Source organism: Pseudomonas sp. ANT_J12 (genome assembly GCF_008370045.1).
Taxonomy (GTDB): Bacteria; Pseudomonadota; Gammaproteobacteria; order Pseudomonadales; family Pseudomonadaceae; genus Aquipseudomonas.
On record NZ_VOBN01000001.1, the window covers coordinates 213626 to 226854 of the forward strand.

A 13229-nucleotide genomic window follows, 5' to 3' on the forward strand; every position below is an offset into this window, starting at 1 on the left:
AATTGCAATGTTTTCACCGTTCCCTGAAAGACGGGCGGCATTATACATGCCATGCCTTACTCTAAAGAGCGCATTTTCCGAAGGTTGTGACCGCGTATGACAGGCGAAATGAACATCCTCCCAACCCCTCCGACCACGCCGACGGTTGCACGTGCGCCGGTGGTCAGCGGCGACTTGCTCAAGCTGTTGACGCCGATGGAGGGCCTGATCAGTGCCGGCCAGACCGCCAACGCCGAGGTGCTGTCGCTGAAGCAGGCGGATCAGACCTTTCAACTGTTGCTCAAAGTCACCCTCGACAGCGGCCGCCAGACCACAGTCCAGGCCACCAGCCTGCAACCGCTGCCCACCGGCACCAATCTCGCGATCACCCAGCCGTCCGCCAGCAACCTGGCGATCACCCAGCCGTCCGCCAGCAACCTGGCGATCACCCAGCCGTCCGCCAGCAACCTGGCGATCACGGTGCAGCAGGCAATTGCTTCCAGCGTCGCCACCCTCACCCGCATCGACACCGCGCAACTGCCGGTCGGCACCTTGCTGCAAGGCAAAGTGCTGACGTCCCAGGTGTTGCCGCAGACGCCGGGCCAGCCCACGGTGTTTCGTTCGCTGGTGAGTTTGCTCAACACCGCCCTGAGCGGCAGCACCCTGACCATCGACAGTCCTCAGCCGCTGCGCATCGGCACGCTGTTGAGCGCGTTGGTCCAAGACACGCAGACCCTGAAGTTCCTGCCGCTGAGCAATCGCCAGGACCAGTTGGCGGTGTCACAGCAGTTGACCACCCAGCAGAGCCGCCAGGGTTCGCTGGACGGCTTGCTCAGCGCCTTGCAGAACCTGCCGCAGACCGACGATACCTCCGCCGACCTGCAAGCCGCCGTGAACAAACTGCTCGCCGGGCTGCCGGACGTGCAGCAGTTGAGCACGCCGAAAGGCCTGGCCCTGGCGCTGGCCAACAGCGGTATGTTCCTCGAAGCGAAACTGCTGACCGGCCAGACCCCGGCGCTGGCCCCGGACATGAAAGCCGATCTGCTGAAATTGATCGCGCAATTGGCCCCGGCCAACACCAACCTCACCGCGATCATCGCCGCCAACACCCTGGCCCAGGCCATGCCAAGCTTCGTGCGCAGTGCGCTGGGCATGCTCGGCCAGGTCAGCGCCAAACCGCTGCCCACCCATTTCCCCCTGCCCGATCGGCTGTTGCAAAGCCAGGATGGCGAAGGCGATCTGGAGCATCTGTTGCGTCTGGCGGCCGCTGCCATTTCGCGCCTGCAAAGCCATCAACTGTCGAGCCTGGAACAAACCGGCGTCACCGACGATGGGCGGCTGATGAGCACTTGGCAGCTGGAAATTCCGATGCGCAACCTCCAGGACATCGTGCCGTTGCAGGTCAAGTTCCAGCGCGAAGAAGCACCGGAAAAACAAGCGCAAAACGAACGGCGCGAAGAACGGGAGCCGAAACAACAACTGTGGCGGGTCGAGCTGGCGTTCGACATGGAGCCCCTGGGCCCGTTGCAGGTTCAGGCGCAGTTGATCCAGGGCAGCCTGTCCAGCCAACTTTGGGCCGAACGGCCGTACACCGCGAGCCTGATCGAAAGCAACCTGGCGGCACTGCGCGAGCGCTTGCTGGCGTCCGGGCTCAACGTCGGCGAACTCGATTGCCACCTCGGCACTCCCCCCCAAGGCGCACAAACCCGCCTCGAACAACGCTGGGTCGACGAAACCGCATGAGAAACCCCAACACCCCGCGCCAGGCCATCGCCCTCAAATACGACGGCACCCACGCCCCGACCCTCACCGCCAAGGGCGACGAGGAACTGGCCGAAGCCATCCTTAAAATCGCCCGCGAATGCGAAGTGCCGATCTATGAAAACCCAGAGCTGGTAAGGCTGCTGGCGAAGATGGAGTTGGGGGACAGCATTCCGGAAGAGTTGTACCGCACGATTGCCGAGATCATTGCGTTCGCGTGGAACCTGAAGGGGAAATTCCCGCAAGGGCAGGATCCGAATGCGCCGATGGTGGAGAAGGACGTTACCGGGCGTGGCGACGACTACTGATCGTTCCCACGCTCTGCGTGGGCATGCAGCCCGTGACGCTCTGCGTCACCGTTCAAGAGCGGAACGCGGAGCGTCCAAAGAGGCATTCCCACGCGGAGCGTGGGAACGATCTCAAATGGGAGGGGAAATTCCCGCAAGGGCAGGATCCGAATGCGCCGCAGGTGGAGAAGGACGTTACCGAGCGTGGCGACGACTACTGATCATTCCCACGCTTTGCGTGGGCATGCAGCCCGTGACGCTCTGCGTCACCGTTCAAGAGCGGAACGCGGAGCGTCCCAAGAGGCATTCCCACGCGGAGCGTGGGAACGATTTCAACAGTCAGTTCTTGTGAAGCTTACGCATCAACTCCGCCTCAGCCTGGGTCAAGCCGCAGGACTGAGTCAGTTCATCGACGGTGGCGCCCATCCCGACCAGTCGCGCCGCCTGGGCGAACGACAGGCTTGAAGGGTCGCGCTGTTCCAGCTGGGCCAGTTTGTCCGGCAACGGGCTGACCACCGCGCGCAGCTCGTGCAGGTCTTCACCCATGCGCACGTTGCCGCTCTGGTAGTTGTCGACGCGCTTGGCCAGGTCCTTGATGCGCTGATCGCGCAGCGCATCGCCCTCGGCCTGTTGCGCCGCGATCACGCGCTGGCTGCGGATGTACGACAGGAACATCGCCAGCGTGCCTGCCCAAAACAGGAACAGGACAATGACAGCAACCTCAAGAATCAATCAGATGTTCTCCAGATCCGACCATTCTTCTTCGCTCATCATCTTGTCGAGTTCGACCAGGATCAGCAGTTCGTTGTTCTTGTTGCACACGCCCTGGATGAACTTGGCGGACTCTTCGTTACCGACGTTCGGCGCGGTCTCGATTTCCGACTGACGCAGGTAAACCACTTCGGCCACGCTGTCGACCATGATCCCGACCACTTGCTTGTCGGCTTCGATGATGACGATGCGGGTGTTGTCGCTGATTTCGGCATTCATCAGGCCGAAGCGCTGACGGGTGTCGATCACGGTAACCACGTTACCGCGCAGGTTGATGATGCCCAGCACGTAGCTCGGGGCACCCGGGACCGGGGCGATTTCGGTGTAACGCAGGACTTCCTGAACGCGCATCACGTTGATGCCGTAGGTTTCATTGTCCAGTTTGAAGGTGACCCATTGCAGGATCGGATCTTCAGAACCTTTTGCATTCGTCGCGTGACTACTCATACCCTGACCCCTCGAAAAACCGCGCTTGGCGGTGTGTGTTCTGTGTGGCGGCATTCAACAATGCCGTCGCTTACTTGTTATGTCGGCTGCTATGTCGATTTGTGTAGCGGCTTGCTGCCGCTCATGTGTTTTGCCCCACCGCTGGCGATCAACTCGGCCAGGGCGGAAACGTCCAGCAACGCACACATGTGCTCAATCACCGTGCCGGCGAGCCATGGCCGCTGACCTCGGTGACTTCTCCATTTGATTTCGTTCGGGTCCAGGCGCAACGAACGGCTGACCTGATGCACCGCCAGCCCCCACTCGTAGCCCTGCACCGAAATAACGTATTGCAGGCCCTGGCGGAAGTCATCGCGATAGCGGTCCGGCATGACCCAGCGCGCGGTATCCAGCACTTTGAGGTTGCCGGCCTGGCTCGGCAGGATCCCGAGGAACCATTCCGGCTGACCGAACAGCGGCGTCAGTTCGTGGCCGGTCAAGGAATAAATCGAACCCAGGCACACCAACGGCACCGCCAGGGTCAGCCCCGCGACGTCGAACAACAGGCATTCAAACGGCTCGGCGGCCCAGGACGGACGGCCATCGGTTTCCACCGGTGGCGGCGTGTTGCTTGGCGGCAGGTGCACTTCAACGACAGGTGGTACCAAGGCTTGCAGCAGCGGCGCGATGGTCGAGACGGGCGCCAGGATCGGGGCCGGGGCTTCGATCACCTTGACGGGTGCTTGCTCAACAACTGGCGCAACCACTGGCGCGGCGACGGCAGCCGTTGGGCGCGCATCACGGGCCTGTTCTTCGAGCACCGCCAACTGGAACTCATCCAGCGCCGCCTCAACCTCGACCGCTTCGACAACTTCAATGACTTCAGCCACCGCCTCGACTTCCGGCGGCAACTCTTCCGTCGCCTCCATCAGCAAGCTGTCCAGATAAGACTGGAGCGCCAGTTGCGGACGCGAAGTGACCTTCACCGGCCTATTCATGCGCGACACCGCCCTGTAGGAGCGAGGCTTGCCCGCGAAGAACGATAACGCGGTTTAACTGTGGAGACCGTGGTGCTGCCTTCGCGGGCAAGCCTCGCTCCTACAGAAATTGGGTTCATCAGGCCACCGCCGGGACGAGTTGTGCGGCCAGCAGGTGCTTGAGCAGCGCCCGATAGGCGAGCACGCCACGGCTCTTGCCGTCGAACTGCGAAGGCGTGACACCGGCCCGACTCGCGTCGCGCATGCGGGTGTCCACCGGGATGTAGCCTTGCCAGATTTCTTCCGGGTACTTGTCGCGCAACACCCGCAGGGTCCCGAGGGAGGCCTGGGTCCGGCGGTCGAACAAGGTCGGGACGATGCTGAACGGCAACGCCTGTTTGCGCGAGCGGTTGATCATCGCCAGGGTGTTGACCATGCGTTCCAGGCCTTTGACGGCCAGGTGTTCGGTCTGCACCGGGATCACCAACTGCTGGCTCGCGGCCAGGGCGTTGACCATCAACACACCGAGCAACGGCGGGCTGTCGATCACCGCGTAATCGAAGTCTTGCCACAATTGCGCCAGACTCTTGGCGATCACCAGGCCCAGGCCACTCTGGCCCGGCGACTGACGCTCAAGGGTCGCCAGCGCGGTGCTCGACGGCAACAGGGAAATATTCTCGTGACTGGTGGGCATCAACAGCTGACCGGGCAAGCCTTGGGGCACGCTGCCCTTGTGCAGGAACAGGTCGTAGCAGCTGTGCTCCAGGGTGTCGGGGTCATAGCCGAAATAGCTGGTCATCGAGCCATGCGGGTCAAGATCGACGATGACCACGCGCTTGCCCGCCTCGGCCAGCAACCCGGCTAAAGCGATAGAGGAAGTGGTTTTACCAACACCACCCTTTTGATTGGCAACTGCCCAGACTCTCATTCGGATTGTTCCTCCCGGTCGATCAGGTCGACCGAGAAATAGCTCAACGTATTAATGCGGGTGACGGAGAATTGACGGCGCTCTCTCGTACCGGCGACTTGACCGGGGTCGGTGCAGTTTGTGTGCCAGCCCGCTTCAATGCGGCGTCCGGTTTCGCATTAGCGGTTCCGGTGCCCGTGAGACTGCGACGGACATCGAGATTGCGCGAAACCACCAGCACCACCCGACGGTTGCGTGCACGGCCTTCGGCGGTGGCGTTGTTGGCCACGGGCTGGAATTCACCGTAGCCCACCGACGCCAGGCGACCGGGGTTTACACCCTGCATCGCCAGCATGCGAACGATGCTCGCCGAACGGGCCGAGGACAGTTCCCAGTTGGTCGGGTACTGCGCGGTGCGGATCGGCTGATCGTCGGTAAAGCCTTCGACGTGGATCGGGTTGTCGAACGGTTTGAGGATCGCCGCGACCTTGTCGATGATGTTGAAGGCCATGTCGCTGGGCATGGCGTCGCCGCTGCCGAACAACAGGCTGGAATTGAGTTCAATCTCGACCCACAACTCGTTGCCGCGAATGGTCATCTGGTTGGAGCTGATCAGGTCGCCGAACGCGGCGCTGATGTCGTCGGCAATGCTTTTCAGCGGATCGCTGGCACCGGAGATGCCGGCGTCAACCTGCTCGGCATCCTTGACCAGCGGCTTGGCCGGGGTCACGGTCACCGGGCGTTCTTCGCCGATCGGGATCGGCTTGAGGGCACGGTCCGAGTCGGTGAACACGCCGATCAACGCTTCCGAGATGACCTTGTACTTGCCTTCGTTGATCGAAGAGATCGAGTACATGACCACGAAGAACGCAAACAGCAGGGTAATGAAGTCCGCATAGGACACCAACCAGCGTTCGTGATTGACGTGTTCTTCAGGTTGCCGGCGACGAGCCATAATCCATTACCCCCATCAATCCATGAAGCCCTGAAGCTTCAGCTCAATAGAGCGAGGGTTTTCACCTTCGGCGATCGACAGAATCCCTTCCAACAACATTTCGCGATAACGCGACTGACGCAACGCGATGGACTTGAGCTTGGCCGCTACCGGCAGCAACACCAGGTTGGCACTGGCCACGCCGTAGATGGTCGCGACGAACGCAACGGCAATCCCGCTGCCCAGTTGCGACGGATCGGCGAGGTTGCCCATGACGTGGATCAGGCCCATCACCGCACCGATGATGCCGATGGTCGGCGCGTAGCCGCCCATGCTTTCGAAGACTTTGGCGGCTTCGATGTCGCGGCTTTCCTGGGTGTAGAAATCCACTTCCAGGATGCTGCGAATCGCTTCCGGCTCGGCGCCATCGACCAGCAGTTGCAGGCCTTTGCGCGAGTAGTTGTCCGGCTCGGCGTCAGCCACCCCTTCCAGACCGAGCAAACCTTCCTTGCGCGCGGTGAGGCTCCAATTCACAACACGATCGATACCACCGGCCAGATCCACCCGAGGCGGAAACAGAATCCAGGCAAGGATCTGCATGGAGCGCTTGAACGCGCTCATCGGCGATTGCAACAGCGCCGCACCGACGGTCCCACCAATGACGATCAACGCCGCCGGGCCGTTGGCCAGAGCGCCGAGGTGACCGCCTTCAAGGTAGTTGCCGCCGATGATGGCGACGAACGCCATGATGATCCCGATAAGGCTCAGTACATCCATCAGATACAGGCCTCAACCAAATGTTTGCCAATGTCGTCGAGGCTGTAAATCGCATCGGCGAGATCGGCTTTGACGATGGCCATCGGCATGCCGTAGATCACGCAGCTGGCTTCATCCTGGGCCCAGATCGCACTGCCGCCCTGCTTGAGCAGACGCGCGCCTTCGCGACCGTCGGCGCCCATGCCGGTCAGCACGACCGCCAGAACTTTGTCACCGTAGGATTTGGCCGCCGACCCGAAGGTGATGTCCACGCACGGCTTGTAGTTCAGACGCTCGTCGCCCGGCAGGATTTTCACCGCCCCACGGCCATCGATCATCATTTGCTTGCCACCCGGTGCCAGCAGCGCCAGGCCCGGACGCAGGATGTCGCCATCCTCGGCTTCCTTGACGTTGATGCGGCACAGCTTGTCCAAACGCTCGGCGAAGGCCTTGGTGAAGGCCGCCGGCATGTGCTGGATCAACACAATCGGCGCCGGGAAGTTGGCCGGCAATTGGGTCAACACCCGCTGCAGCGCAACCGGCCCGCCGGTGGACGTACCGATGGCCACCAGTTTGTAGGCTTTGCGTTTTGGCGCGGGCGACGATGGGCCGGCAGACGCTGGCGCACGGGTCGGCAACGGTGCCGGTGCCGGACGCGCAGGCGCGCTGCTGCCATAGCTGCTGACGCTCGAAGGCGCAGGCGTCGGTGCAGGTGCTGCCACCGGAGCCGGCGCCGTGTAGGTATTGGCGCGACGGTTACTGCGCGAGATGCTCAGGATCTTTTCGCACAGCAGTTGCTTGACCTTCTCCGGGTTACGGGAGATGTCTTCGAAATTCTTCGGCAGGAAATCCACCGCACCGGCATCCAGCGCATCCAGAGTGACCCGGGCGCCTTCGTGCGTCAGTGAGGAGAACATCAAGACCGGGGTCGGGCAGCGCTGCATGATGTGCCGCACCGCCGTGATGCCATCCATCATCGGCATCTCGTAGTCCATGGTGATCACGTCTGGCTTGAGGGCCAGCGCCTGATCGATCGCCTCTTTTCCGTTGGTTGCCGTACCGACAACCTGGATGTTCGGATCCGCTGAAAGAATTTCCGAGACGCGGCGGCGGAAAAACCCCGAATCGTCCACCACCAGGACTTTGACTACCATAAACACTCCGTTAGACGCAGCGGGGCGTTGTCGCCCCGCTGCGGCAGAATCAAATACGCCGTGCGGCGTAACGCTTGAGCATGCTCGGGACATCGAGAATCAGCGCAATGCGGCCGTCACCAGTGATGGTGGCGCCGGACATGCCCGGGGTTCCCTGGAGCATTTTGCCCAATGGCTTGATGACCACTTCTTCCTGGCCCACCAGTTGATCGACGACAAAGCCGATCCGCTGGGTGCCCACCGAAAGGATCACCACATGGCCCTCGCGCTGCTCTTCATGAGCGGCGGAGCTGACCAGCCAGCGCTTGAGGTAGAACAAGGGCAGTGCCTTGTCCCGCACGATCACCACTTCCTGACCGTCGACGACGTTGGTGCGCGACAGGTCGAGGTGGAAGATCTCGTTGACGTTCACCAGCGGGAACGCAAACGCCTGGTTGCCGAGCATGACCATCAGCGTCGGCATGATCGCCAAGGTCAGTGGCACCTTGATGACGATCTTCGAGCCCTTGCCCTTGGTCGAGTAGATATTGATGGTGCCGTTGAGCTGGGCGATCTTGGTTTTCACCACGTCCATGCCCACGCCACGACCTGACACATCGGAGATCTCGGTTTTGGTCGAGAACCCCGGTGCGAAAATCAGGTTGAAGCAGTCCGACTCGCTGAGGCGGTCCGCCGCATCCTTGTCCATCAAGCCTTTCTTGACTGCGATACCGCGCAGGACATCAGCGTCCATGCCCTTGCCGTCATCGGAGATGGACAGCAGGATGTGGTCGCCTTCCTGTTCGGCGGACAGAATCACCTTGCCGCTGCGCGGCTTGCCCATTGCTTCGCGTTCGGCCGGCTCTTCGATACCGTGGTCGACCGAGTTGCGCACCAAGTGGACCAGCGGGTCGGCCAGGGCCTCGACGAGGTTCTTGTCGAGGTCGGTTTCTTCGCCGACCAGCTCCAGGTTGATCTCTTTCTTGAGCTGGCGAGCCAGGTCGCGAACCAGGCGCGGGAAGCGCCCGAAGACCTTCTTGATCGGTTGCATCCGGGTCTTCATGACCGCGGTTTGCAGGTCGGCCGTGACCACGTCGAGGTTCGACACAGCCTTGGACATGGCTTCGTCGCCGCTGTTGAGGCCCAGACGGACCAAGCGGTTACGCACCAGTACCAGTTCGCCCACCATGTTCATGATTTCGTCGAGACGCGCGGTATCAACCCGCACGGTGGTCTCGGCTTCGCTGGCCGGTTTTTCCGGTGGCGGCGCGGACGGGGCACGGGCCGGAGCCGGTGCAGCCGCGGCGGCCGGTTTCGGCGCTTCGGCTTTAGGCTCGGGCGCTTTGGCGACAGGTTTCGGCGCCGGTGCCGGGGCTTTGGCGACGGGAGCCGTCACCACAGTGCCGGTACCGACTTCAGTGAACTTGCCTTTGCCGTGCAATTCGTCGAGCAGCGATTCGAACTCGTGATCGGAGATCAGATCGCCGCCGGCCGCTTTAGCGGTTGGCGCAGCCGGGGCTGGCGCCGAGGCAATGGCGGTTTCCAGCGCATCGACGGCAAAGTTGCCCTTGCCGTGCAACTGATCGAGCAGTGCTTCGAATTCGTCGTCGGTGATGTCCGAGCTGTCGCCAGCCGCTTTCGGGGCCTTGGGTGCCGGTGCAGCCGGAGCGGCTACGGCATCCACCGCGAACTGACCTTTACCGTGCAACTGATCGAGCAACGACTCGAACTCGGCATCGGTGATTTCGTCGCTGGCCGATGCGGCCGGCGCAGGCACAGGCGCCGGGGCTTCGGCCTGGGCCTTGACGGCGTTCAGCGAGTCCAGCAGTTGTTCGAATTCGTTATCGGTGATGTCGCCCGACTCGCTTTCAGCGGCCGGTTCTTCCACCGCGTCGGCAACCGGGGCTGCGACGTCGGCCGATTGCGGCTCGGCCAGACGGGCCAAGGCTTCCAGCAATTGCGGAGTGGCAGCCGTGATCGGGCTGCGTTCGCGGACTTCGGTGAACATGCCGTTCACCGCATCCAGCGCTTCAAGAACCACGTCCATCAGTTCCGAGTCGACGCGTCGTTCACCCTTGCGCAGGATGTCGAACACGTTCTCGGCGATGTGACAGCACTCCACCAGCTCATTGAGCTGGAGGAAGCCGGCGCCCCCTTTTACAGTGTGAAAACCGCGAAAAATTGCATTGAGCAAGTCCGCATCATCCGGTCGGCTTTCCAGCTCGACCAGCTGCTCGGACAGTTGCTCTAGAATCTCGCCGGCCTCAACCAGGAAATCCTGAAGGATCTCTTCATCGGCGCCGAAGCTCATTAAGGGGGTGCTCCTAAAGGTCTAAAAACCTAAAAAACCTAAAATCCAAGACTGGATAACAAATCGTCCACATCGTCCTGACCGGACACAACATCTTCTCTTTTATCGGCATGAATCTGCGGACCTTCACCCTGCGAGAGATGTTTTTGTGGATCTTTTTCAGCCAGCATCGCTTCACGGTCATGTTCGATACCCGCAAAGCGGTCTACCTGGCTGGCCATGAGCACGAGCTTGAGCAGGTTGCTTTCAACTTCGGTGACCAATTGGGTCACGCGCTTGATCACTTGACCGGTGAGGTCCTGGTAATCCTGGGCCAGCAGAATGTCGTTGAGGTTGCTCGACACTGTGCGATTGTCCGCGCTGCTGCGCGTCAGGAAACCGTCGACCCGCCGGGCCAGCTCGCGGAACTCTTCAGCCCCGACTTCGCGACGCATGAAGCGTCCCCAGTCGGCGCTCAATGCCTGGGCTTCAGTGCTCAGGCCATTGACCAGCGGCGTGGCGTTTTCCACCAGGTCCATGGTGCGGTTGGCAGCGGCCTCGGTCAGCTTGACCACATACCCCAGACGCTCGGTGGCGTCCGTGATCTGCGAGACTTCCTCGGCTTGCGGCATGTTCGGGTCAATCTGGAAATTGACGATCGCGCTATGCAGCTCGCGAGTGAGCTTGCCAACTTCCTGGTACAGGCCGCGGTCACGGGTCTGGTTGAGCTCATGAATCAGTTGCACAGCGTCGCCAAACTTGCCTTTTTCAAGGCTGTCGACCAGTTCGCGGGCATGTTTTTTCAGGGTCGATTCAAAATCGCCCTGTGAAGATTCGTTGTGGTCCATAGCTACCCCGTGGCGCAGTGACTCAACCGATGCGTTCGAAAATCTTTTCGATTTTTTCTTTCAACGCCTGGGCCGTGAAGGGTTTGACCACATAGCCGTTAACACCGGCCTGGGCCGCTTCGATGATCTGTTCGCGCTTGGCTTCAGCGGTCACCATCAGCACTGGCAGGTGCTTGAGTTTTTCATCGGCGCGCACGTGGCGCAGCAGGTCGATACCGGTCATGCCCGGCATGTTCCAGTCTGTTACCAGAAAGTCGATGCTGCCGCTGTTGAGCACCGGAATGGCAGTGGTGCCATCGTCAGCCTCGACCGTGTTGGTGAACCCAAGGTCACGCAACAGGTTTTTAATGATCCGCCGCATCGTTGAGAAGTCATCAACGATGAGGATTTTCATGTTCTTGTCCAATTCGACCTCCAAGCAGTCTTAAACGCGCCCAGCACCTGGACGCGCCATTTCATTCAATCCGGCAAAGCACTCAAATGACTGTCTGGAGCACAACAGATCGAGACCGCTGCAGTTCATCACCACACCAGCCTCGTTCGCAGTGTCCCCACACTGCCTTCAGCGCGCTCGCCACTCCCCCAAACGCCCCCGCAAACGGGCCGCGCACTGGCTGTGTAACTGGCTGACACGGGATTCGCTGACACCCAGGACCTCACCGATTTCCTTGAGGTTCAGCTCTTCGTCGTAGTACAGCGCCAACACCAGTCGCTCACGCTCCGGCAAATTGGCAATCGCGTCCGCCAAGGCGGCCTGGAAGCGTTCATCTTCCAGATCGCGCGACGGCTCCAGATGAGCACTGGCGCCATCCTCGTGCAGCCCTTCGTGTTCGCCGTCCTGCAACAGATCGTCGAAACTGAACAGGCGGCTGCCCAAGGTATCGTTCAAAATCCCGTAATAATCGTCGAGACTCAATTGGAGTTCGGCCGCAACTTCGTGATCTTTAGCATCACGGCCGGTTTTAGCTTCAATCGAGCGAATTGCGTCGCTGACCATGCGGGTATTGCGGTGGACCGAACGTGGCGCCCAGTCCCCCTTGCGTACTTCATCGAGCATCGCGCCACGGATTCGAATGCCCGCGTACGTTTCGAAACTCGCGCCTTTGCTGGCGTCGTATTTGGTTGACACTTCAAGCAGGCCAATCATCCCGGCCTGGATCAGGTCTTCCACCTGGACACTGGCCGGCAGACGCGCCAGCAAGTGGTAAGCAATGCGTTTGACCAGTGGCGCGTAACGCTCGATCAGCTCGTATTGCGAATCACGTGCCGACTTCTTGTAGAGGTTGTAGCCACTGGCTGTCATAGGACGGGTCCTGCGGTCTGTTGCACGAGGCGCTCGACGAAAAATTCCAGGTGCCCGCGCGGGTTGGCCGGCAGCGGCCAGGTGTCGACTTTCTGTGCAATCGCCTTGAACGCCAGGGCGCACTTGGAGCGCGGGAAGGCTTCGTAGACGGCACGTTGCTTCTGCACGGCCTTGCGCACGCTTTCGTCGTAAGGCACGGCGCCGACGTATTGTAGGGCCACGTCGAGGAAGCGGTCCGTGACCTTGGTCAACTTGGCGAACAGGTTGCGCCCTTCCTGCGGGCTCTGGGCCATGTTGGCCAGGACGCGGAAGCGGTTCATGCCGTAATCGCGGTTGAGCAATTTGATCAGGGCGTAGGCGTCGGTGATGGAGGTCGGCTCGTCGCAGACCACCAGCAACACTTCTTGCGCGGCGCGGACAAAACTGACGACCGAGTCACCAATACCCGCAGCCGTGTCGATCACCAATACATCAAGGTTATCGCCGATATCGCTGAAGGCCTGGATCAGGCCGGCATGCTGGGCCGGGCTCAGATGAACCATGCTCTGGGTGCCGGACGCGGCCGGGACGATACGGATACCGCCCGGGCCCTGCAACAGAACGTCGCGCAGCTCGCAGCGGCCTTCGATCACGTCGGCCAGGGTACGTTTGGGCGTCAGTCCCAGCAGAACGTCGACGTTCGCCAGACCCAGATCGGCGTCCAGCAGCATGACGCGTCGGCCAAGCTCTGCTAGAGCCAGGGACAAGTTCACTGACACGTTAGTCTTCCCGACGCCACCTTTGCCGCCGGTCACCGCGATCACCTGTACGGGATGCATGCTGCCCATGTTATTTCTTTACCTTGTCTTGCATAGACG

14 protein-coding genes are annotated in these 13229 nt (G+C 61.1%); 2 read left to right on the top strand and 12 right to left on the bottom strand.

The annotated features are described in order from the left end of the window. The first annotated feature begins 96 nt into the window (after positions 1–96). Entirely contained in the window at positions 97–1722 is a 1626-nt protein-coding gene (locus FQ192_RS01065; protein ID WP_149657005.1) for a flagellar hook-length control protein FliK, read from the top strand. Then, positions 1719–2048, top strand: a complete 330-nt coding sequence (locus FQ192_RS01070) for an EscU/YscU/HrcU family type III secretion system export apparatus switch protein (RefSeq protein WP_149657006.1) — start codon at positions 1719–1721, stop codon at positions 2046–2048. Before FQ192_RS01065 ends, FQ192_RS01070 begins: the two co-directional genes overlap by 4 nt. 318 nt (positions 2049–2366) lie before the next feature. On the opposite strand, the gene FQ192_RS01080 is transcribed toward FQ192_RS01070, so the two are convergent. The 12 genes from FQ192_RS01080 to fleN all read right to left on the bottom strand — a co-directional run bounded on the left by FQ192_RS01080 (position 2367) and on the right by fleN (position 13199). Then, the gene (locus tag FQ192_RS01080; RefSeq protein WP_123509158.1) at positions 2367–2759 is read right to left on the bottom strand and encodes a DUF2802 domain-containing protein; all 393 of its coding nucleotides are present in this window, start codon (positions 2757–2759) and stop codon (positions 2367–2369) included. Beyond that, a complete protein-coding gene (locus tag FQ192_RS01085; RefSeq protein ID WP_149657007.1) occupies positions 2760–3245 on the bottom strand; it encodes a chemotaxis protein CheW in 486 nt (161 codons plus the stop codon). An 89-nt stretch (positions 3246–3334) separates the two neighbouring features. After that, the gene (locus FQ192_RS01090) at positions 3335–4222 is read right to left on the bottom strand and encodes a CheW domain-containing protein (protein WP_149657008.1); all 888 of its coding nucleotides are present in this window, start codon (positions 4220–4222) and stop codon (positions 3335–3337) included. Positions 4223–4340: 118 nt separating this feature from the next. Continuing rightward, positions 4341–5129, bottom strand: coding sequence for a ParA family protein (locus FQ192_RS01095; RefSeq protein ID WP_133839117.1), 789 nt, complete (start codon positions 5127–5129; stop codon positions 4341–4343). Between the two features lie 43 nt (positions 5130–5172). Then, positions 5173–6066 (bottom strand): flagellar motor protein MotD, encoded by an 894-nt coding sequence (gene motD, locus FQ192_RS01100; RefSeq protein ID WP_372242321.1) that lies wholly within the window; start codon positions 6064–6066, stop codon positions 5173–5175. A gap of 12 nt (positions 6067–6078) precedes the next feature. Next, positions 6079–6819: a flagellar motor protein gene (locus FQ192_RS01105; protein WP_092271414.1), complete on the bottom strand. Its 741-nt coding sequence runs from the start codon at positions 6817–6819 to the stop codon at positions 6079–6081. Beyond that, positions 6819–7952, bottom strand: a complete 1134-nt coding sequence (locus FQ192_RS01110; protein WP_149657010.1) for a chemotaxis response regulator protein-glutamate methylesterase — start codon at positions 7950–7952, stop codon at positions 6819–6821. The genes FQ192_RS01105 and FQ192_RS01110 overlap by 1 nt, the downstream gene beginning before the upstream one ends. Before the next feature lie 49 nt (positions 7953–8001). After that, entirely contained in the window at positions 8002–10242 is a 2241-nt protein-coding gene (locus tag FQ192_RS01115; RefSeq protein WP_149657011.1) for a chemotaxis protein CheA, read from the bottom strand. 38 nt (positions 10243–10280) lie between these two features. Next, positions 10281–11069: a protein phosphatase CheZ gene (locus FQ192_RS01120; RefSeq protein WP_149657012.1), complete on the bottom strand. Its 789-nt coding sequence runs from the start codon at positions 11067–11069 to the stop codon at positions 10281–10283. Positions 11070–11091: 22 nt separating this feature from the next. After that, on the bottom strand, positions 11092–11463 hold the full coding sequence (locus FQ192_RS01125) for a chemotaxis response regulator CheY (RefSeq protein ID WP_003183998.1): 372 nt from the start codon (positions 11461–11463) through the stop codon (positions 11092–11094). Between the two features lie 168 nt (positions 11464–11631). Next, positions 11632–12372, bottom strand: coding sequence for an RNA polymerase sigma factor FliA (gene fliA / locus FQ192_RS01130; RefSeq protein WP_085716996.1), 741 nt, complete (start codon positions 12370–12372; stop codon positions 11632–11634). Next, positions 12369–13199 carry a flagellar synthesis regulator FleN gene (gene fleN, locus FQ192_RS01135; protein WP_003222917.1) on the bottom strand — a complete coding sequence of 277 codons (831 nt, stop codon included), beginning with the start codon at positions 13197–13199 and terminating at the stop codon, positions 12369–12371. Before fleN ends, fliA begins: the two co-directional genes overlap by 4 nt. Between the last annotated feature and the right edge of the window lie 30 nt (positions 13200–13229).

Coding starts and splice junctions, on each gene's coding strand:
- FQ192_RS01065 (WP_149657005.1), top strand. CDS start 97: ATGACAGGCGAAATGAACATCCTCCCAACCCCTCCGACCACGCCGACG.
- FQ192_RS01070 (WP_149657006.1), top strand. CDS start 1,719: ATGAGAAACCCCAACACCCCGCGCCAGGCCATCGCCCTCAAATACGAC.
- FQ192_RS01085 (WP_149657007.1), bottom strand. CDS start 3,245: ATGAGTAGTCACGCGACGAATGCAAAAGGTTCTGAAGATCCGATCCTG.
- FQ192_RS01090 (WP_149657008.1), bottom strand. CDS start 4,222: ATGAATAGGCCGGTGAAGGTCACTTCGCGTCCGCAACTGGCGCTCCAG.
- FQ192_RS01095 (WP_133839117.1), bottom strand. CDS start 5,129: ATGAGAGTCTGGGCAGTTGCCAATCAAAAGGGTGGTGTTGGTAAAACC.
- FQ192_RS01105 (WP_092271414.1), bottom strand. CDS start 6,819: ATGGATGTACTGAGCCTTATCGGGATCATCATGGCGTTCGTCGCCATC.
- FQ192_RS01110 (WP_149657010.1), bottom strand. CDS start 7,952: ATGGTAGTCAAAGTCCTGGTGGTGGACGATTCGGGGTTTTTCCGCCGC.
- FQ192_RS01115 (WP_149657011.1), bottom strand. CDS start 10,242: ATGAGCTTCGGCGCCGATGAAGAGATCCTTCAGGATTTCCTGGTTGAG.
- FQ192_RS01120 (WP_149657012.1), bottom strand. CDS start 11,069: ATGGACCACAACGAATCTTCACAGGGCGATTTTGAATCGACCCTGAAA.
- FQ192_RS01125 (WP_003183998.1), bottom strand. CDS start 11,463: ATGAAAATCCTCATCGTTGATGACTTCTCAACGATGCGGCGGATCATT.
- fliA (WP_085716996.1), bottom strand. CDS start 12,372: ATGACAGCCAGTGGCTACAACCTCTACAAGAAGTCGGCACGTGATTCG.
- fleN (WP_003222917.1), bottom strand. CDS start 13,199: ATGGGCAGCATGCATCCCGTACAGGTGATCGCGGTGACCGGCGGCAAA.